This is a genomic window from Pseudomonas sp. HLG18, assembly GCF_051903985.1.
In the GTDB taxonomy this organism is placed as follows: Bacteria; Pseudomonadota; Gammaproteobacteria; order Pseudomonadales; family Pseudomonadaceae; genus Aquipseudomonas; species Aquipseudomonas fluorescens_BT.
Genome location: NZ_CP195831.1, coordinates 5,676,306 through 5,696,696 on the forward strand (window position 1 = coordinate 5,676,306; position 20,391 = coordinate 5,696,696).

A 20,391-nucleotide genomic window follows, 5' to 3' on the forward strand; every position below is an offset into this window, starting at 1 on the left:
CCACGCTAAGCGCGGGAGCGATCAGGGCGGTCTTAGTTACCCGCCAGGCTTGGTGGCATGCACACACCGGTGCCGCCAATCCCGCAGTAGCCTTCCGGATTTTTCGCCAGATACTGCTGGTGATAGGCCTCGGCGAAGTAAACGGTCGGCGCCTGTTCAATCTCGGTGCTGATCTCACCCAGACCCGCTTTCGACAATTCAGCCTGATACACGGCCTTGCTCTTGAGCGCCGCCTCCAGTTGCTCCGGGTGGGTCGCGTAGATCACCGAACGGTACTGAGTGCCGATGTCATTGCCCTGGCGCATGCCCTGCGTCGGGTTGTGCAGTTCCCAGAACATCGCCAGCAGCTCTTCGTAGCTGACCTTGGCCTTGTCGTACACCACCAGCACCACTTCAGCGTGGCCGGTCAGGCCCGAGCAGACTTCTTCGTAGGTCGGGTTCGGCGTGAAACCGCCGGCATAGCCGACCACGGTGCTGACCACGCCTTCGCGCTGCCAGAAGCGGCGTTCCGCACCCCAGAAGCAGCCCAGGCCGAAGATCGCGAAATCGACGTCCTGAAAGAACGGGCCCAGCAACGGCGTCTCGGTGAAAACAAAGTGTTTTTCAGGCAGGGCCATCGGGGTTTCGCGGCCGGGCAGAGCTTGTTCTTTAGTCGGTAGCACGTTTTTGTTCACCAGAATTTCCGAGCGCAGAACCATGATCGTTCCTCTCAGTCAGGATGGGATGTAAAAAGTCTGACCGCCAGTGTGCCCAATGATGCCCAGTTAATCACCTGGCAAAGTGTGCGGATAGTGTGCCCTGTGAGTTACAGGCAGAGCGGGCCGCGGGGGTAGCGCTTGAGCGCCTGGATCAGCTCGCCGCCCGGAATCGGCCGGTCGAACAGGTAGCCCTGGCCGACGTCGCAGCGGTGACGGCGCAGGAACGCCAGCTGCTCGGCGGTCTCGATGCCTTCGGCCACGACCTTGAGTTTCAGGTTGTGGGCCATGGCGATCACGGCGGAGGTGATTTCCATGTCGTCCTGGTTGTCCGGGATTTCGTGGATGAAGCTGCGATCGATCTTGATGATGTCGATCGGGAATTTCTTCAGGTAGCTGAGCGACGAGTAGCCGGTGCCGAAGTCGTCCATGGCCAGGGTCAGGCCCAGGCGCTTGAGCTGGTCGAGCTGCAAGTGGGTGTCTTCGGTGGCTTCCAGCAGCAGGCCTTCGGTCAGCTCCAGTTCCAGCAGATTGGCCGGCAGCGCTTCTTCCTTGAGGATGTTGGCGATCGACGCCACCAGGTCCGGGTCGGAAAACTGCTTGGGCGACAGGTTGATCGCTACCTGCAGATTGCCCATGCCGGCGGCGGTCAGCGCCTTGCTCATGCGGCAGGCCTGGCGGGCGATCCACTTGCCGATCGGAATGATCAGGCCGGTTTCCTCGGCGACGCTGATGAACTGGTCCGGGCGGATCATGCCGCGTTCCGGATGGTTCCAGCGCAGCAGCGCCTCCATGCCCAGCAGGCGACCGCTGCGCAGGCACAGCTTGGGCTGGTAAAACACGTCCAGTTCGTTCTGGGTCAGGGCGCGGCGCAGGTTGTTTTCGACGAACAGCTTGTAACTGGCCTCGGCGTTCAGCGCCTCGGTGAACACCTGCACCTGGTGTTTGCCGTTGGCCTTGGCCTTGTGCAGGGCCAGGCCGGCGTTGCGCATCAGGGTCTGCGGGTCGCGGCCGTGCAGCGGTGCGCAGGCCAGGCCCACGGAGCCGGTGACGCTGATGAGTTGGTTGTCGACGAACATCGGTTTGTCGAGGGTCATCAGCAACTGACTGGCAATCTGTTGGCCGGCCTCAAGGGCGGTGTTGTCGAGCAACACCGCGAATTCATTACTGGCGAACCGCGCCAGGCTGCCGCTCGGGCTCAGGCTGTTGCGCAGGCGCCGGGCCAGACTGATCAACAGTTTGTCGCCGGTCTGGTGGCCGAGGCTGTCGTTGATCCGCTTGAAGTTGTCGATGTCCACCAGCAGCAGGCTGATCGGGGTATCGCTGTCTCGGGCGAAGCGTTCATCCAGATTGCGGATAAATGCAGGCCGGTTACCGAGGTTGGTCAGGTTGTCGGTGTAGGCCAGGCGCTCGATGCGCTGCTGCGCCAGCTTGGTCTGGGTGATGTCTTCGTAGATGCCGATGTAATGCGTCAGCTCACGGTTGTCGCCGTAGACCTTGGAGATCGACAACTGGCCCCAGTACGGTTCGAGGTTTTTTCGACGGCTCTTGAACTCACCCTGCCAGCTGTTGCTCTTGGCCAGCGCCGAGGGCGCGTCGAACAGCAGCTCGCTGAGGTTTTCCAGGGCCGGCAGCTCCGACAGGCGCTGGCCGTGGACTTCCTCGGTGGTGTACTGGGTGATCGCGGTGAAGCTCGGGTTGACGTATTCGACCACGCCGTCGCAGTTGACCAGCAAAAAGGCGTTGGCGCTTTGCTCGACCGCACGCTGGAACAGGTGCAGGGCGCTGGTGGCGATGCGGCGGTTGTGATTGTTGATGACCTGGGCGAACTGGTCGGCCAGTTCACCGGCAAAGGCGATTTCGTCGGACTGCCAGGCGCGGGTGACGCCGGTCTGCTCCAGGCACAGCACGCCGACCACCTGGCCGTCGACGCGGATGCTGGCGTCGAGCATGGCGTTGACGTCGCGGGGGCGCAGCGCTTCGGCCATCTCGCGGGTACGCGGGTCGCGCATCGCGTTGTGCGCGTCGATGGCGCGGCTGCCGTGCAACGCGTCCATGTAATCGGGGAAGCCGCTGACGTCGAGCACCTCCGGCAGGATGTATTCCTGGGTGGCGCGGTGATAGGCGGAAATCGGCACCAGCTTCTGACCTTCGAGGTTCCACAGGCTGGCGCAGTCGATTTCGTAGATATCGCAGGCGCAGCGGGTGATCAGTTCGGCGGCTTCCTGCAGGGAGTTCTGGCTGCTGTAGCGCTGGCGGGCCAGCAGCAGGATCAGGTCCTGCTGGGCGCGCACCCGCTCCAGGTGCTGCAATTGCTCCTGCTGGGCGCGCTGGTTGAGCTCAAGGGCGATCTGCAGGCGCGAGTTCTGGGTTTCGAGGTCGACGCACGGCAGCGCTGGCGCTTCGTCAAATACATCGTCGACCGCCAGCAGGTAACCGCGCAGCAAATGACGGTTGTGCTGTTTGTAGGCCTCGCCGAGTTCGAGAATGCTCAGGACACCGGCGGCGGTGTGCAGGGTGTAGCGCACCATATAATGCGGGCTTTGGCCAAGCTGTTGCTGGATCGCGTCGTGCAGCTGATAGCGCGCTTCGGGCTCCATCAGGCTGGCGTAGGGCGAGCCGACCAGGGCGCAGAGTTCGACGGCCGGCTGGCCGAACTGGCGTTCGCAGCTGGGATCGAGAAACAGCATCGCCCAACTGGCTTCATTCAGGCGCTCGAAACGCAGCATGCCGAGCCGCGAGGGCACAGGCAACTGCGTCACTACCTCGGCCGCCATACGGCTGGCGGCATCGGGTTGGCTCTTCATGAAGGGAACTCGCTTGGAAATTTGCTGAACGCGCCGGGCTCTCGCCCTCTTTACTGTTGCCTGCGGCAAGGTTGCATCATTGCGGCACCGACTGACAAGAGACATGAAGGCCAAGTGCTATAAGAATATGTCGGCAGCTGTGGGCATTTCTCCAGAGGGTGGTGGAAAGTAATGCGGGATCGCTCTGAAAGTACCGTTCCAGAGCTCTCTGGCGACCGGAACGGTAATGCCGCTGCATTTCAGCGAAGTGGAATGTCGATCGTTTGCAGGTGTCTGCCATCCCGGTCGTGGTAGTTGACCTGGATGTGCCCGGGCTCGACCACCATGTGCGCAAAATTGTCCTGGCTGATGACCTGGCTGGTCAGTTCGTGCCGATAGTCTCCCGTGTCGGTACGAACCAGCGGCTGATCGAGGATGAACGTCGCGGCCGTGGCATAGGGCAGCAGTTTGCTGTTGTGCAGCGGCGAAGAGACGATGGTGTGGATTTCGAATTCCGGGTCCTCGCTGTGGGTCAGGCGCGAGGTCAGCGAACCGTGCACGTCGCCGGAGATGAACACCACGTTCCTGATTCGATGCCGGCGGATGGTTTCCAGCAGCCGCAAGCGCTGTTGCGGGAAGCCCATCCAGGCGTCCTCGCCGTTCATTCTGCGATCCGGATAGAACATGACACTGGTAACCACAAACTTGACCCGTGCGGTGCTTTCGATCAGCCACTTGCACAAGGCCTGTTCCTGCTCTTCATCCAGAACGCGGCGGTTGTCGCTGGATAAGTGGCGACGGGTTCGACTATCGGTCACAAACCATTCGATATCGCCATCGCTGAATTGATACCAATAGTGCTTCAGCGAAGAATGCTCTACTTGGCCGTTAGTTGTGAGTGAACAGGCCGGACTGTGACTGGCTTGATAGATTTCGTAAGCCGCCATTGCATTGCGAAACAGTGTTTCATCGGCTGGGTCGGCATGACTTGGCCAGTTATCTTCTATTTCATGGTCGTCGAGAATCATGTAAGTCGAAGTGCCAGACATCAGTCGTTGAATATTGGGCTGGGAAAAAGCCGCGCGATACTTTGCAATGATCTCGTTATATTCGCGGTCGGGTGCAATCAGGTTCAAGTCATCGGCGTAGATCTGGTCACCGCTCATCATGATTGCGCTGACCGGTGGTTGTGCGCCTTCGATCAGTTGGCTGATCGAGGCGAAGATCCGGTCACCCAGCTGCGGCAATACGGGGATGCCGGCGGTCAGGCGCAAGTAGCGACACGAACCGAGGATATAGGCGCGTGGCTGTAAGGCCTGATCGCTGCGGGTACGCAGACGGTAAGTCTCCCGCGGCCATTGCAGCGGCAACTCCGCCACGCTTTCGGTGGTGTGGGCCGGACTCATCGGGCTGAACCATCCGGTCTGGTACTCGTAATCGGTGTCGGCGCTCAAGTTATCCAGAACCAGTACGCCAGACATATCACGTCTCGCGTCCAGTTTGATGAATCCTCCCGTGTGCCATTGTTTCGAATCGGTGGGTCGATAACGAATGCCGGCAAATACTGCAGCATTATTATGAAATTCGCCGCGTATAAAAATGCGGGTCTGGTTAGTTGTTGTGTGACCCATGATGGGGCCGACAGTCGGCTTCTGCATGTTCGAATCCATTCGAATGAGTGTTAATTGAAAAGAAAGCGCACTGACTTTTATTGGCTAACTTTGGTACGCAAAGATTAGTTGCCTGTGTATAAAAAAGATCGACAGGAAGGGGACTTGGCTCGTGGCTCAAATCAGCAAGGCTTGTGGGAAAAATACGGCTGGCTGATATTTCAGGCAAAAAAAGCCCCGCCAGGTTGACGGGGTTGAGGTACGAGCGTGTGGCGCTCGAAAACGTGGAACGCGGTCGGCCCTCCGCTGCCGGAGGGCCGAGCGCTTTACAGCAGGATGGTGCGGATGTCCGCCAGCAGATCGCTCAGACGCTTGGTGAAGCGTGCAGCAGCGGCGCCGTTGATCACACGGTGATCGTAGGACAGCGACAGTGGCAGCATCAGTTTCGGCTGGAAGGCTTTGCCGTCCCAGACTGGCTGGATGGTTGCCTTGGAAACACCGAGGATCGCCACTTCCGGCGCGTTGACGATCGGCGTGAAGCCGGTGCCGCCAATGTGGCCGAGGCTGGAAATGGTGAAGCAGGCGCCTTGCATCTCGTCCGACGAGAGCTTCTTGGTCCGGGCTTTTTCAGCCAGGGAAGCGGCCTCGGCGGCCAGTTGCAGCAGGCTCTTCTGGTCGACGTTCTTGATGACCGGTACCAGCAGGCCATCCGGGGTGTCGACGGCGAAGCCGATGTTCACGTATTTCTTGCGGATGATCGCCTTGCCGCTTGGTGCCAGCGAGCTGTTGAAGTCCGGCAGTTCCTTGAGCAGGTGCGCGCAGGACTTGAGCAGCAGCGGCAGGATGGTCAGCTTGACGCCGGCCTTCTCTGCAACAGCTTTCTGTGCGGTGCGGAACGCTTCCAGCTCGGTGATATCCGCCGAGTCGAATTGCGTCACGTGCGGCACGTTCAGCCAGCTGCGGTGCAGGTTGGCAGCGCCGACCTGCATCAGGCGGGTCATCGGCACTTCTTCGATTTCGCCGAAACGGCTGAAGTCGACGACCGGAATCGGCGGGATGCCCGCGCCACCGGTTGCGCCAGCGGCAGCGGCCGGTGCTTCCTTGGCCTTCTGCATCATGGCTTTGACGTAAACCTGCACGTCTTCTTTCAGGATGCGACCGTGCGGACCGCTGGCGCCGACAGCGCTCAGCTCGACGCCGAATTCGCGAGCCAGTTGACGCACGGCAGGACCGGCGTGAACTTTTGCACCAGGCTTGGCTGGAGCAGCGGCCGGAGCGGCAGCAGCAGGTGCAGCGGCCGCCGGAGCAGCAGCGGCCGGTGCCGGAGCGCTCGGGGCAGCAGCGGCCGCCGGAGCCGGGGCAGCAGCCGGAGCGGCGCCTTTGACTTTCAGCTTGAGGATCAGATCGCCGGTGCCGACTTCGTCGTCCAGCTTGATGGAAACGCTTTCCACCACGCCGGCGGCAGGCGACGGGATTTCCATGCTCGCCTTGTCGGATTCCAGGGTGATCAGCGACTGGTCGGCTTCAACGCTGTCGCCAGCCTTGACCAGCACTTCGATGATCTTGGCCTTGCCGGCCGAGCCGATGTCCGGAACGTGGATGTCCTGAACGCTGTCGGCAACCGGTGCAGCCGGTGCGGCGGCAGGCGCCGGAGCAGCAGCGGCTGGAGCAGCAGCCTGGGCCGGAGCGGCAGCCGCAGGGGCCGCAGCACCCGCCACTTCCAGATCCAGGATCAGGTCGCCAGTGCCGACTTCGTCGTTCAACTTGACGCTGATGGCCTTGACCACGCCAGCGGCAGGCGACGGGATTTCCATACTCGCCTTGTCGGATTCCAGGGTGATCAGCGACTGATCAGCCTCGACGGTGTCGCCGACCTTGACCTGGATCTCGATGATCTGGGCCTTGCCTGACGAACCGATGTCCGGCACGTGCACTTGCTGAACCGAAGCGGCAGCAGGGGCGGCGGCAGGCGCAGCCGGTGCAGGCGCGGCGGCCGGTGCAGCTTCAGCCTTGGCGGCAGGAGCGGCAGCCGGAGCAGGGGCCGCTTGCGCGGCGCCCTCGACTTCCAGCTCCAACAGTTCGTCGCCTTCTTTCAGGCGGTCGCCCAGCTTCACTTTCAGGCTCTTGATGACGCCGGCCTTCGGGGCCGGCACTTCCATGCTGGCCTTGTCCGATTCCAGAGTCAGGATGCTCTGGTCGGCTTCGATACGGTCGCCGACCTTCACAAACAGTTCGATTACTTCACCTTCACCGCTGCCGATGTCAGGTACGCGAATGAGTTCGCTCACAGAGTTTCTCCTCAGCAGTCCAGTGGGTTGCGTTTTTCCGGGTCGATGCCGAACTTGGTAATGGCCTCGGCCACGACTTTAGGTTCGATATCGCCACGGTCAGCCAGTGCTTCCAGGGCTGCCAACACCACGAAATGACGGTCGACTTCGAAGAAATGACGCAGTTTCTTGCGGCTGTCGCTGCGGCCGAAACCGTCGGTGCCCAGGACTTTGAATTCCTTGGACGGTACCCACTGACGGATCTGCTCGGCGAACAGTTTCATGTAGTCGGTAGAGGCGATGACCGGACCCTTGCGGCCGCTCAGGCACTCTTCGACGTAGCTGCGCTTAGGCTTCTGGCCTGGTTTCAGACGGTTGCTGCGCTCTACGGCCAGGCCGTCGCGACGCAGTTCGTTGAAGCTGGTGACGCTCCACACGTCGGCACCGACGTTGAACTCTTCACGCAGGATCTTCGCCGCTTCACGGACTTCACGCAGGATGGTGCCGGAGCCCATCAGCTGGACGTGGTGCGCCGCTTCGCGGGTGTCTTCTTCCAGCAGGTACATGCCTTTCTTGATGCCTTCTTCGGCACCGGCCGGCATGGCTGGCTGCTGGTAGGACTCGTTCATCACGGTGATGTAATAGAAGATGTCCTGTTGCTCTTCGGTCATCTTCTTCATGCCGTCCTGAATGATCACCGCCAGCTCATAGCCGTAGGTCGGATCGTAGGTGCGGCAGTTCGGGATGGTGGCAGCCAGCAGGTGGCTGTGACCGTCTTCGTGCTGCAGGCCTTCACCGTTCAGGGTGGTACGGCCGGCGGTGCCGCCGATCAGGAAGCCACGGGTGCGGCTGTCGCCGGCAGCCCAGGCCAGATCGCCGATACGCTGGAAGCCGAACATCGAGTAAAAGATGTAGAACGGCAGCATTGGCTGGTTGTGGCTGGAGTACGAAGTACCAGCGGCGATGAAGGAGCTCATGGCGCCTGCTTCGTTGATGCCTTCTTCAAGGATCTGACCTTTCTGGTCTTCCTTGTAGAACATCACCTGGTCTTTATCGACTGGCTCGTAGAGCTGGCCGACGGACGAGTAGATGCCCAGCTGACGGAACATGCCTTCCATACCGAAGGTACGGGCTTCGTCCGGGATGATCGGAACGATGCGCGGGCCGATTTCCTTGTCCTTGACCAGTTGCGCGAGAATTCGCACGAAGGCCATGGTGGTGGAAATTTCACGGTCGCCGGAGCCGTCGAGGATTGCCTTGAGGGTGTCCAGATCCGGAGTCGGCACGCTGAAGCTCTGTGCGCGACGCTGAGGCACGAAGCCACCCAGTGCGGCGCGACGCTCGGCCAGGTAACGGGCTTCGGCGCTGTTTGGCTCAGGCTTGAAGAACGGCAGGTTTTCCAGCTCTTCGTCTTTCACCGGGATGTCGAAGCGGTCGCGGAACAGCTTCAGGCTGTCGACGTCGACTTTCTTGGTGTTGTGCGCGGTGTTCTTCGCTTCGCCCGCACCGGTACCGTAACCCTTGATGGTCTTGGCCAGGATGACGGTCGGTTGTTCCTTGTGGTTGACCGCTTCGTGGTACGCCGCGTAGACCTTGTACGGGTCGTGGCCGCCACGGTTGAGTTTCCAGATTTCGTCGTCGGACAGGTCTGCAACCATCGCCTTGAGTTCAGGCGTGTTGAAGAAGTGTTCACGCACGAACGCGCCGTCTTTGGCTTTGTAGTTCTGGTACTCGCCGTCGATGACTTCGTCCATGCGACGTTGCAGGATGCCGTCGACGTCCTTGGCCAGCAGTGGGTCCCAGAAACGGCCCCAGATGACTTTGGTCACGTTCCACTGAGCACCGCGGAACACGCCTTCGAGTTCCTGGATGATCTTGCCGTTGCCGCGAACCGGGCCGTCGAGGCGCTGCAGGTTGCAGTTGATGACGAAGATCAGGTTGTCCAGCTTCTCGCGGCCGGCCAGGGAGATGGCGCCCAGGGATTCCGGCTCGTCGCACTCGCCGTCGCCCAGGAAGCACCAGACTTTCTGTTTGCCCGGCTGGATGAAACCGCGGTGTTCCAGGTACTTCATGAAGCGCGCCTGGTAGATCGCCTGGATCGGGCCCAGACCCATGGATACGGTCGGGAACTGCCAGAAGTCAGGCATCAGCCAAGGGTGCGGATAGGACGACAGGCCCTGACCGTCGACTTCCTGGCGGAAGTTGTTCATCTGGTCTTCGGAGATGCGGCCTTCCATGAATGCACGGGCGTAAACGCCTGGCGAGGTATGGCCCTGGAAGTAGATCAGGTCGCCGCCGTGTTCGTCGGTCGGGGCCTGGAAGAAGTAGTTGAAGCCGATGTCGTACAGGGTCGCGCTGGAGGCGAAGCTGGAGATGTGACCGCCCAGGTCAGAATCTTTCAGGTTCGTACGCATTACCATGGCCATCGCGTTCCAGCGTACCAGCGAGCGAATGCGGCGTTCCATGAACAGGTCGCCAGGCATGCGTGCTTCGTGGGTAACGGGGATCGTGTTGCGGTAAGGCGTGGTGATGGCGTAAGGCAGTTGCGAGCCGCTGCGGGTCGCGAGTTCGCCCATACGGGTCATCAGATAGTGAGCACGGTCTTCGCCTTCTTTGTCGAGAACCGATTCCAGGGCGTCCAGCCATTCCTGGGTTTCGACGGGATCGAGGTCTTGCATGGCTTGCTCCAGGGCGGAAAGGCTTCCAGAATCGGTTGCCTGAGTTTGCGACTGGCCTTGTGGGCAGACGATTTAAAATTCTTGGATTGCCGACAGGTTGTTCCGGCGGCGTGTAGTTTTACTACAAATCATCCGGCATTTCAGCCTTTCGAATGTATAGACGAGTAGTAAAACTACAGATGAAAGGCTTGTGGCCTCCGGCTGCGTTGTGAGAATAATCGTTAAGGTTGGTCTTTGGCCATCCGAAAAAGGTGAAAGTTTGATGCTGGCTGCCAAAGAAAAAGAAATTTCAGCTATTTCTCACTTTTGTTCGACAGTCCTTCGCGTAGCGGTTTTTCAATCATCACTACAAGCGGCCATTTACACGCCGATCAAGGATAGACCATGACCCTGCCCGCGCTTGCCGAACTGCCCGCCATTCTCCTGCCGTTGGTCAGCCGATCCGAGCAGTCGTTCCGTACGGCCGTCGCTCAGCTTGAAGACGATCACGGCTTCTCCACCTGGACCCCGGAGCGCTGGGCGCAGTTCGCCCGCGTTACCGCCGCCAGCGATTTTGTGATTGAACAGAGCGTTCGTGACCCTTTGATGTTGCTGTCGCTGGTGCAGTCCGGTGAACTCGACCGGCCGTTCGCCCCCGGCGAGTTATGTGCGCAGATCGCTGCTGCGGCGACGGCGGCGCAGACTGAAGATGAGCTGGGCCGCGTCCTGCGTCGCCAGCGCGCCCGGCATCAGGTGCGAATTATCTGGCGCGACCTGACCCGCCAGGCCGATCTGGTGCAGACCTGCCGCGACCTTTCCGACATGGCCGACGCCAGCATCGACCAGGCCTATCAATGGTTATATAGCCGCCATTGTCAGCAATTCGGCACGCCCACCGGCCGGCGCAGCGGTCTGCCGCAGCAAATGGTCATCCTGGGCATGGGCAAGCTCGGCGCGGTCGAGCTGAACCTGTCCTCGGACATCGACCTGATCTTCGCCTACCCCGAGGGCGGCGAAACCGTCGGCGTGAAGCGTGCGCTGGATAACCAGGAATTCTTCATCCGTCTCGGCCAGCGCCTGATCAAGGCCCTCGACCCGATGACCGTCGACGGTTTCGTGTTCCGCGTCGATATGCGTCTGCGCCCTTACGGCTCGTCCGGCGCGCTGGTACTGAGCTTCAATGCGCTGGAGCAGTATTACCAGGATCAGGGCCGGGACTGGGAGCGCTACGCGATGATCAAATCGCGAGTGGTGGCCGGCGATCAAGTGGCCGGTGCGCAGTTGCAGGAAATGCTGCGGCCGTTCGTTTACCGGCGCTATCTGGACTTCTCGGCCATTGAAGCGCTGCGCACCATGAAGCAGTTGATCCAGCAGGAAGTGCGGCGCAAGGGCATGGCCGACAACATCAAGCTGGGCTCCGGCGGCATCCGCGAGGTTGAGTTCATCGCCCAGGCTTTCCAGTTGATTCACGGCGGGCGCGACCTGAGTCTGCAACAGCGTCCTCTATTAAAGGTGTTGGGCACGCTGGAAGGGCAGGGTTATCTGCCGCCAGCGGTGATCAGCGAGTTGCGCGAAGGTTACGAATTCCTGCGCTACACCGAACACGCGATCCAGGCGATTGCCGACCGCCAGACTCAAATGCTGCCCGACACTGCGCAGGATCAGGCACGCATTGCTTTCATGCTCGGTTTCGCCGACTGGGACGCTTTCCATGAAAAGCTGATGTTCTGGCGAGGCCGGGTGGCCTGGCACTTTGCGCAAGTGATCGCGGACCCTGATGAAGAAGAGGGCGCCGATTGCGAAGTGGTGGTCGGCGGCGAATGGCTGCCGCTGTGGGAAGAGGCGCAGGACGAAGAAGCCGCCTGCCGCCAGCTGGAAGAGGGCGGTTTTGCCGACGCCACCAAAGCCTTGAAAGCACTGGCCGGTCTGCGCAGCAGTCCGCAACTGCGGGCGATGCAGCGTCTGGGGCGCGAACGCCTCGACGCCTTTATTCCGCGCCTGCTCGCTCAGGCAGTGGAGCATGACAATCCGGATCTGGTGCTCGAGCGGGTCCTGCCGCTGGTCGAAGCGGTGGCCCGGCGCTCGGCTTATCTGGTGTTGCTGACGGAAAACCCCGGCGCGCTGCGACGCTTGCTGACGCTGTGCGCCGCGAGCCCGTGGATCGCCGAGCAGATCACCCGTTTCCCGTTGCTGCTCGACGAATTGCTCAACGAAGGTCGCCTGTTCAAGCCGCCGCTGGCACCGGAGCTGGCCGCCGAGCTGCGCGAGCGCCTGACCCGCATTCCGGAAGACGATCTCGAACAACAGATGGAAGCCCTGCGCCATTTCAAACTGGCGCATCGCTTGCGGGTCGCCGCCTCGGAAATCGCCGGCAGCCTGCCGTTGATGAAAGTCAGCGACTACCTGACCTGGCTCGCCGAAGCGATTCTGGAGCAAGTGTTGGCCCTGGCCTGGCGCCAGACCGTGGCCAAGTACGGCACGCCGCTGCGCACTGACGGCACGTTGTGCGATCCCGGCTTCATCATTGTCGGTTATGGGAAAGTCGGCGGGATCGAGTTGGGGCATGGTTCGGACCTGGACCTGGTGTTCATCCACGACGGCGATCCACAGGCGGAAACCGACGGGGCGAAACCGATTGATGGTGCGCAGTTCTTTACCCGGCTCGGCCAGCGGATCATTCACTTGCTGACGGCGCAGACCAACTCCGGCCAGCTGTATGAAGTGGACATGCGTCTGCGGCCATCCGGTGCATCCGGGCTGTTGGTGAGTTCGCTTGGCGCGTTCGCCCGCTATCAAGAAAATGAAGCGTGGACGTGGGAGCATCAGGCCCTGGTGCGGGCGCGGGTGCTGGTGGGCAGTCAGGATGTCGGCCAGGCGTTCGAGAAAGTGCGGGCCCAGGTATTGGGCAAGACGCGGGATCTGGCGAAACTGCAACAGGAAGTGAGCGAGATGCGCGCCAAGATGCGCGACAACCTCGGCAGCAAGAGCACGGCCGCCGGTACGGGGGCGAATGCCTTCGAGGCCACGGCGCCGTTCGACCTCAAGCAGGACGCCGGAGGTATCGTCGATATTGAATTTATGGTGCAATACGCGGCCCTGGCGTGGTCGCAAAGCCATCCGCCGCTGCTGCGCTGGACGGACAATATCCGCATTCTGGAAGAGCTGGAACACGAAGGGTTGATGCCCGTCGAAGACGCCAGCCTGTTGCGCGAGGCCTACAAGGCCTACCGTTCCGCAGCCCACCGGCAGGCCTTGCAGAAGGACGCCGGAGTGATACCGGGCGACCAGTTCGCGGACGAACGGCGGCAGGTGATGCGGATCTGGCGAGAGCTGGGGCTAAGCTGATTCTCGAGACGGGGAGGCGTAAGGCCTCCCCGGTTCGTTTATGGAAACCACATGAATATTCTGATCGTTGGGCCCAGTTGGGTCGGTGACATGGTGATGGCGCAGACACTGTTTCAGTGTCTCAAACAGCGCCACCCGCAGTGCGAAATCGACGTGCTGGCCCCCGAGTGGAGCCGGCCGATCCTCGAACGCATGCCCGAAGTGCGCAAGGCCTTGAGCTTTCCGCTCGGCCACGGCGCGCTGGAGCTGGCGACCCGTCGGCGGATCGGCAAATCCCTGGCCGGCCAGTACGACCAGGCGATCCTGCTGCCGAACTCGCTGAAGTCGGCACTGGTGCCGTTTTTCGCCGGCATCCCGAAACGCACCGGCTGGCGTGGCGAATTCCGCTACGGCCTGCTCAATGACGTGCGCACGCTGGATAAAGAACGTTATCCGCTGATGATCGAACGTTTCATGGCACTGGCCTACGAGCCGAACGCCGAACTGCAGAAACCTTATCCGCGCCCGAGCCTGCAAATCGACTCGGTCACCCGCGAGGCCGCATTGGCCAAGTTCGGTTTGACCCTCGATCGCCCGGTGTTGGTGCTGTGCCCCGGTGCCGAGTTCGGTGAAGCCAAGCGCTGGCCGTCCGAGCATTACGCCAAGGTCGCCGAAGCGCGGATTCGCGAGGGCTGGCAGGTCTGGCTGTTCGGTTCGAAGAACGATCACGCGGTGGGTGAAGACATCCGCGCGCGGCTGATTCCGGGGCTGCGCGAAGAGTCGGTGAACCTCAGCGGCGGCACTTCGCTGGCCGAGGCCATCGATTTGATGTCCTGCGCCGACTCGGTGGTCTCCAACGATTCCGGCCTGATGCACGTGGCCGCTGCATTGAATCGCCCGTTGGTGGCGGTCTACGGTTCGACCTCGCCGGGTTTCACTCCGCCGTTGGCCGAGCATGTGGAAATCGTCCGTCTGGGCCTCGATTGCAGCCCCTGCTTTGACCGCACCTGCCGTTTCGGCCATTACAACTGCCTGCGCCAGCTGATGCCGGACGCGGTCAACGATGCCTTGCAGCGTTTGCAGGGCTCTGTGGTCGAGGTTCATTAAGTTGCGGGTATTGCTGATCAAGACTTCATCGCTGGGCGACGTCATTCACGCGTTGCCGGCGCTGACCGACGCCGCCCGGGCGATTCCCGGGATCAAGTTCGACTGGGTGGTGGAGGAAGGTTTCGCCGAGATTCCGACCTGGCACCCGGCCGTGGGCAACGTGATTCCGGTGGCGATCCGCCGCTGGCGCAAAAATATCTGGAAAACCATCACCAGTGGCGAATGGAAGCGCTTCAAGCAGTCCGTTCGGGCGAACAAATATGACCTGGTGATCGACGCCCAAGGTTTGCTGAAAAGCGCCTGGCTGACCCGCTACGTCAAGGCCCCGGTGGCCGGTCTCGACAAAGGTTCCGCCCGGGAGCCGATCGCCGCGCGTTTTTATGACCGCAAACTGGCGGTGGCCCGTGGGCAGCACGCCGTCGAGCGTGTGCGCCAGTTGTTTGCGATCGCGTTGGGTTACGACTTGCCCAAAGGCCTGGGCGATTACGGCCTCAACGTCGAGCGTCTGGTCGAATTGCCACGCAAGAATGCCTACGTGGTGTTCCTCCATGGCACCACCTGGGACACCAAGCACTGGCCGGAAGCCTACTGGCGCGAGCTGACCGAACGGGTCGGTTATCTCGGTGTCGGGATCAGGCTGCCGTGGGGCAACCCGCTGGAGAAAGCCCGGGCCGAGCGCATCGCCGCCGGTTTCAAACACGCCGAAGTGCTGCCGAAACTGAACCTGGCCGGGGTCGGCAAGGTGCTGGCCGGCGCCCAGGCCTGCGTTGCGGTGGACACCGGTCTGGGCCATCTCGCTGCGGCGCTGGACGTGCCGACGATTTCCCTGTTCGGCCCGACCAATCCGGGCCTGACCGGCGCCTACGGCAAGCTGCAGATTCACCTCGGCAGCGATTTTCCGTGCGCGCCGTGCCTGCAAAAGAAATGTACGTATCAACCGACCGCGCAGGATGCCCGTCAGTTTGACCTGAAACGCGAGTGGCCCCTGTGCTTCACGCGTCTGAATCCCGAGCGTGTTGCCAGCCGACTGAGCACGTTGTTGATGGCTGAGGAGCTGCGCTGATGCAATTGGCTTTTGTCCTGTACAAATATTTCCCGTTCGGCGGCTTGCAGCGCGATTTCTTGCGCATCGCCCTCGAGTGCCAGAAGCGCGGGCACCAGATCCGCGTCTACACCCTGATCTGGGAAGGCGACGTGCCGCCCGGTTTCGAAGTGCTGGTGGCGCCGGTCAAGGCGTTCTTCAATCACCGCCGCAACGAAAAGCTCAGCGCGTGGATGGAGGCGGACCTGGCCAAGCGCCCGGTGGACCGCCTGATCGGCTTCAACAAGATGCCGGGGCTGGACGTCTACTACGCCGCCGACGGCTGCTTCGAAGACAAGGCGCAGAACCTGCGCCATTCGCTGTATCGCCGCTGGGGCCGCTACCGCCACTTCGCCGAATACGAGCGCGCGGTGTTCGCCAAGGATGCGAAGACCGAAGTGCTGATGATTTCCGAAGTGCAGCAGCCGCTGTTCATCAAGTATTACGACACACCGCTGGAGCGCTTCCACCTGCTGCCGCCGGGTATCGCCCAGGATCGTCGCCGTCCGGCGGATGCCGACCAGATTCGCGCCGGTTTCCGCGCCGAATTCAATCTGAAGGACGACGAACTGCTGCTGGTGCAGATCGGCTCCGGGTTCAAGACCAAGGGCGTCGATCGCAGCCTGAAAGCGCTGGCCGCGTTGCCCGCCGAGCTGAAGAAACGTACCCGGCTGTTTGTAATCGGCCAGGATGACCCCAAATTGTTCCAGATGCAGAGTGCAACATTGGGTCTGGGCGATAACGTGACGTTCCTCAAGGGGCGCAGTGATATCCCGCGTTTCCTGCTCGGCGCCGATCTGTTGATTCACCCGGCGTACAACGAAAACACCGGTACGGTGCTGCTTGAAGCGCTGGTCGCCGGGTTGCCGGTGCTGGTCAGCGCGGTCTGCGGCTACGCCCATTACATTGCCGAGGCCGATGCCGGGCGAGTGCTGGACGAACCGTTCGATCAGGCGCAACTGACGCAGTACCTGACTGACATGTTGAACGACGACGCTGCACGGGCGGCCTGGAGCCGCAACGGTCTGGCCTTCGCCGAGACGGCCGACCTCTACAGCATGCCGCAGCACGCGGCCGATGTGATTCTGGCGGAGCACGCATAAATGAAGTTGATGCTGGCTGAACCGTTCAAGAGCCTCTGGGCTGGCCGCGATGCATTCGCGGAAGTCGAGGGCTTGCAGGGCGAGGTGTACCGCGAGCTGGAAGCCCGCCGGACTTTGCGCACGGAAGTCGACGGCAACGGATTTTTCGTCAAGATCCACCGTGGCATTGGCTGGGGCGAGATTTTCAAGAATCTGCTCACCGCCAAGCTGCCGGTGCTCGGTGCGGGCCAGGAATGGAAGGCCATCCAGCGTCTGCAGGAGGTCGGTGTGCCGACCATGACCGCTGTTGCGTACGGCGAGAAGGGCAGCAATCCGGCAGATCAGCATTCATTCATCGTCACCGAAGAGCTGGCGCCGACCATCAGTCTTGAAGACTTCAGCATCGGCTGGGTCAAACAGCCACCGCAGCCCAAGCTCAAGCGGGCGCTGATCGCCGAGGTCGCGCGCATGACCGGCATGATGCACCGCGCCGGGGTCAACCACCGCGACTGCTACATCTGCCACTTTCTGCTGCACACCGACAAGCCGGTGACCCCGGAAGATTTCAAACTCTCGGTGATCGACCTGCACCGCGCCCAGACCCGTCCGGCGATCACCCGGCGCTGGCGCGACAAGGATCTGGCGGCGCTATATTTTTCCGCGCTGGACATCGGCCTGACCCGCCGCGACAAGCTGCGCTTCCTCAAGGGCTATTTCCAGCAACCGCTGCGCCGGATCCTGGCTGAAGAAGCACCGTTGCTGAACTGGCTCGAAGGCAAGGCCAACAAGCTCTACGAGCGCAAGCAGCGATACGGGGATGCGCTCTGATGGCGGGTTGGAATCTTGAGCCCGAATACAACGATCTCGCAGCGGATTTCGGCAGCCTTGAAGCGGTGTTTGCGCTTGAAGGCGAGCGTCTGACCCGCGACCCGCTGTCCGAGGTCATTCGCGTGCAGCGCAACGGCGTCAACTATTACGTCAAACGCTACTCCGGCGCCGGCAAGGGCTTGCGCCGTTACCTGGGCAAGCCCCGGGTGAAGATGGAGTGGCAGAACCTCAAGCGCTTCGCCAAGTGGGGCATTCCCACCGCCGAAGTGGTGGCCTGGGGCCTGGAGCGCAACGGCATAGCCTACGATCGCGGGGCGATGATCACCCGTGAGCTGCCCCGCACCGAGGACCTCTCGGCATTGGCCGAGCGCAACGACCCCAAACTGAGAAATCACAGTTGGGTCGACGGCATCAGTCGGCAACTGGCCGTCTATACCCGGACGATGCACGATCATCGCTTCACCCATAACGATCTGAAATGGCGCAACCTGCTGATCGACGATCAGGCACAGCTGTTTCTCATCGATTGCCCGAACGGCGATTTCTGGCGCGGTTTCTGGCTCAAGTACCGGATCACCAAGGACCTGGCCTGTCTCGACAAGGTTGCCAAATATCACCTGTCGAACACCCAGCGCCTGCGCTTCTACCTGCAATACCGCCAGCGTGACCGGCTCAATGCCGCCGACAAGAAACGGATTCGTCACGTGGTGAGATTTTTCGAGGGACGCGAATGACTGATTTTCTCGCCGCTGAAGACCGTGCGCTGCTGGAGCGCCACGGCCTCGGTACTTTCGACGCGCTGTGGGCCAAACAGCTCGACGCGGTGGATGAGCCGAACACCGACGGCGGCGGCTGGAGCAGCGTATTCCGCCTCGAACTCGAAGGTCATGGTTATTATCTCAAGCGTCAGAGCAATTACCTGACCCGCACGCTGCATGCGCCGTTTGGCGAGCCGACGTTTGCCCGGGAATTTCGCAATATCAGCCGCTACCGCTCGCTCGGGATTCCGGCGCTGCAGGCGGCGTTTTTCGGTCAGCGCAACGTCGCGGGCGAAGTGCGCGCGCTCCTGCTGACTCGGGCGCTCGACGGTTGGGATGATCTGGATTCGCTGTTGCAGCGCTGGTCGGACCTTGAGGCATCGCAGCAGTCGGCGATTCTCAAGGCTTGCGGTCAGTTGGCCCGGCATCTGCACGGTGTGCGTCAGGTGCACGGCTGCTTCTATCCGAAGCATATTTTCCTGCGGGCCGAAGGCGCCGGTTATCAGGCGCAACTGATCGATCTGGAAAAGACCCGCCCTCTGCTGTTCGGTCAGCGGGATCGGGTCAAGGACCTGGAGCCGCTGCTGCGTCGTGCTCCGGAATGGAGCGATGCCCAGTTGCGCGAGTTGCTGGCGGCGTATCTCGATCAGTCGGTCGACAGTTCGCTGGTCGACAGCTGGGTCACGCGGCTGACCGCACGGCGCAGTCGCAAGGAGACGCGTTGATGCAGTTGTCCGAACTGAAAAACGCCGGACGCGCGCCGAGCCTGCCTCTGACCGTTGGGCTGGCTGATGCGGCGGGCCCGGCCGATCTGCAATTGCTCAGTCTGTTGCGGGTGTTGCCGGGGCAGCGTTATGTCGGTGCGGGCGTGTGGCGCGGTCGTCCGGTGCTGGCCAAGTTGTTGGTCGGCAGCAAGGCGGCGCGACATTTTCAGCGTGAACTGGAAGGCGTGAAGCTGCTCGCCGCCCAAGGCATGACCACGCCGTTGCTGCTGGCCGATGGCTTGAAAGACGGCGAGGGTGGCTGGCTGCTGTTCGAGTTCCTCGAGGGCGCCGAAAGCCTCGGCGATGCCTGGAACAAGGTCGAATCCTTGCCGGTGCTGGCGGATGAGCAATCGGCAGTGCTGGCCGAAGCGCTCGGCGCCATTGGCCAGTTACACGGCAAAGGCCTGTGGCAGGAAGACCTGCACCTGGATAACCTGCTGCGCCACGGTGGCCAGCTGTATCTGATCGATGGCGCCGGCATCTGTGCGGAAAATGCCGGCCAGCCATTGTCGCGGCAGAAAGTGCTGGAAAATCTCGGGGTGTTTTTTGCCCAGTTGCCCAAGTCGCTGGAGCCGTTCACCGAAGAATTGCTGGTGTATTACCTGCTGAGCAACAGCGAGCACGCGCTGCCGCTGGAAGCCTTGCAGAAGCAGATCGACAAGGTGCGCGCCTGGCGGCTCAAGGATTTCCTGATCAAGGTCGGTCGTGAATGCACGCTGTTCAGCGTGCGGCGCGGGGCCTTCGGTCTGCGGTCGATCCGTCGCGAGGAAGAGTCCGCGATGCTGCCGGTGCTGGAGCAGGCCGATGCCTTGCTCGATCAGGGTCATTTGTACAAGACCGGCGGCGCGGCGAGCGTCGGCAAGATCGAAGTGGCCGGGCGTGCGCTGGTGATCAAACGTTACAACATCAAAGGGTTTGCTCATTGGCTCAAGCGCTTCTGGCGCCCGAGCCGCGCCTGGCATTCCTGGCGCGAGGGTAATCGCCTCGCGTTCCTCGGTATCACCACGCCCAAACCGCTGGCGGTGCTGGAAACCCGGTTTTTCTGGCTGCGCAGCAAGGCGTATCTGATCACCGAGTACCTGCCCGGGCCTGACATCATCGAGCGCTTTGCGCCGTATGTTGAGAGCGGCGCAGCGCCGGAAGCCGAGTTGCAGGCGCTGGATCAGCTGTTTGCGCGGTTGATTGCCGAGCGCATCAGTCATGGCGATTTCAAGGGCCACAACCTGTTCTGGCATGAGGATCGCTGGGCGCTGATCGATCTGGATTCGATGTGTCAGCACGGTTCGGCGGGCAGCTTTGCTCCAGCCTATGCCCGGGATCGCGCGCGGTTCATGCGCAACTGGCCCGAGAGCAGTGCGCTGTACCAGGTGATCGATCAGCGTTTGCCCAAGGATGCATCGGGCGCTGTGTGATTTATTTCGCAAGCCGGTAA

13 protein-coding genes are annotated in these 20,391 nt (G+C 61.6%); 8 read left to right on the forward strand and 5 right to left on the reverse strand.

Annotated elements, in window-relative coordinates:
• Positions 1–32 precede the first annotated feature (32 nt).
• The 5 genes from msrA to aceE form a co-directional block, all read right to left on the reverse strand.
• Positions 33–698: a peptide-methionine (S)-S-oxide reductase MsrA gene (msrA, locus tag ACSPX5_RS26100; protein WP_323161129.1), complete on the reverse strand. Its 666-nt coding sequence runs from the start codon at positions 696–698 to the stop codon at positions 33–35.
• Between the two features lie 107 nt (positions 699–805).
• Complete coding sequence (locus tag ACSPX5_RS26105; RefSeq protein WP_169428551.1) at positions 806–3,502, reverse strand: putative bifunctional diguanylate cyclase/phosphodiesterase; 2,697 nt, start codon at positions 3,500–3,502, stop codon at positions 806–808.
• 239 nt (positions 3,503–3,741) lie between these two features.
• On the reverse strand, positions 3,742–5,139 hold the full coding sequence (locus ACSPX5_RS26110; protein WP_439820532.1) for an alkaline phosphatase D family protein: 1,398 nt from the start codon (positions 5,137–5,139) through the stop codon (positions 3,742–3,744).
• A gap of 278 nt (positions 5,140–5,417) precedes the next feature.
• Positions 5,418–7,379 carry a dihydrolipoyllysine-residue acetyltransferase gene (aceF, locus tag ACSPX5_RS26115; protein WP_169428552.1) on the reverse strand — a complete coding sequence of 654 codons (1,962 nt, stop codon included), beginning with the start codon at positions 7,377–7,379 and terminating at the stop codon, positions 5,418–5,420.
• Positions 7,380–7,390: 11 nt separating this feature from the next.
• On the reverse strand, positions 7,391–10,036 hold the full coding sequence (gene aceE, locus ACSPX5_RS26120; protein WP_169428553.1) for a pyruvate dehydrogenase (acetyl-transferring), homodimeric type: 2,646 nt from the start codon (positions 10,034–10,036) through the stop codon (positions 7,391–7,393).
• Between the two features lie 384 nt (positions 10,037–10,420).
• Here aceE and glnE point away from each other — a divergent pair, with 384 nt between their 5' ends.
• Genes glnE through ACSPX5_RS26160 form a run of 8 tightly spaced genes read left to right on the forward strand, consistent with a single transcriptional unit; the run spans position 10,421 to position 20,371 of the window.
• Entirely contained in the window at positions 10,421–13,360 is a 2,940-nt protein-coding gene (glnE, locus tag ACSPX5_RS26125; RefSeq protein WP_323161965.1) for a bifunctional [glutamate--ammonia ligase]-adenylyl-L-tyrosine phosphorylase/[glutamate--ammonia-ligase] adenylyltransferase, read from the forward strand.
• A gap of 51 nt (positions 13,361–13,411) precedes the next feature.
• Positions 13,412–14,446 carry a lipopolysaccharide heptosyltransferase II gene (waaF, locus tag ACSPX5_RS26130; protein ID WP_439820533.1) on the forward strand — a complete coding sequence of 345 codons (1,035 nt, stop codon included), beginning with the start codon at positions 13,412–13,414 and terminating at the stop codon, positions 14,444–14,446.
• A gap of 1 nt (position 14,447) precedes the next feature.
• The gene (waaC, locus tag ACSPX5_RS26135) at positions 14,448–15,509 is read left to right on the forward strand and encodes a lipopolysaccharide heptosyltransferase I (protein WP_169428555.1); all 1,062 of its coding nucleotides are present in this window, start codon (positions 14,448–14,450) and stop codon (positions 15,507–15,509) included.
• Positions 15,509–16,630: a glycosyltransferase family 4 protein gene (locus ACSPX5_RS26140; protein WP_439820534.1), complete on the forward strand. Its 1,122-nt coding sequence runs from the start codon at positions 15,509–15,511 to the stop codon at positions 16,628–16,630. The genes waaC and ACSPX5_RS26140 overlap by 1 nt, the downstream gene beginning before the upstream one ends.
• Positions 16,631–17,437 carry a lipopolysaccharide core heptose(I) kinase RfaP gene (gene rfaP, locus ACSPX5_RS26145; protein ID WP_439820535.1) on the forward strand — a complete coding sequence of 269 codons (807 nt, stop codon included), beginning with the start codon at positions 16,631–16,633 and terminating at the stop codon, positions 17,435–17,437.
• Positions 17,437–18,171 (forward strand): lipopolysaccharide kinase InaA family protein, encoded by a 735-nt coding sequence (locus ACSPX5_RS26150; protein WP_169428558.1) that lies wholly within the window; start codon positions 17,437–17,439, stop codon positions 18,169–18,171. The genes rfaP and ACSPX5_RS26150 overlap by 1 nt, the downstream gene beginning before the upstream one ends.
• Positions 18,168–18,920: a lipopolysaccharide kinase InaA family protein gene (locus tag ACSPX5_RS26155; RefSeq protein WP_169428559.1), complete on the forward strand. Its 753-nt coding sequence runs from the start codon at positions 18,168–18,170 to the stop codon at positions 18,918–18,920. The genes ACSPX5_RS26150 and ACSPX5_RS26155 overlap by 4 nt, the downstream gene beginning before the upstream one ends.
• Complete coding sequence (locus tag ACSPX5_RS26160; RefSeq protein WP_439820536.1) at positions 18,920–20,371, forward strand: lipopolysaccharide kinase InaA family protein; 1,452 nt, start codon at positions 18,920–18,922, stop codon at positions 20,369–20,371. Before ACSPX5_RS26155 ends, ACSPX5_RS26160 begins: the two co-directional genes overlap by 1 nt.
• Positions 20,372–20,391: the final 20 nt, after the last annotated feature.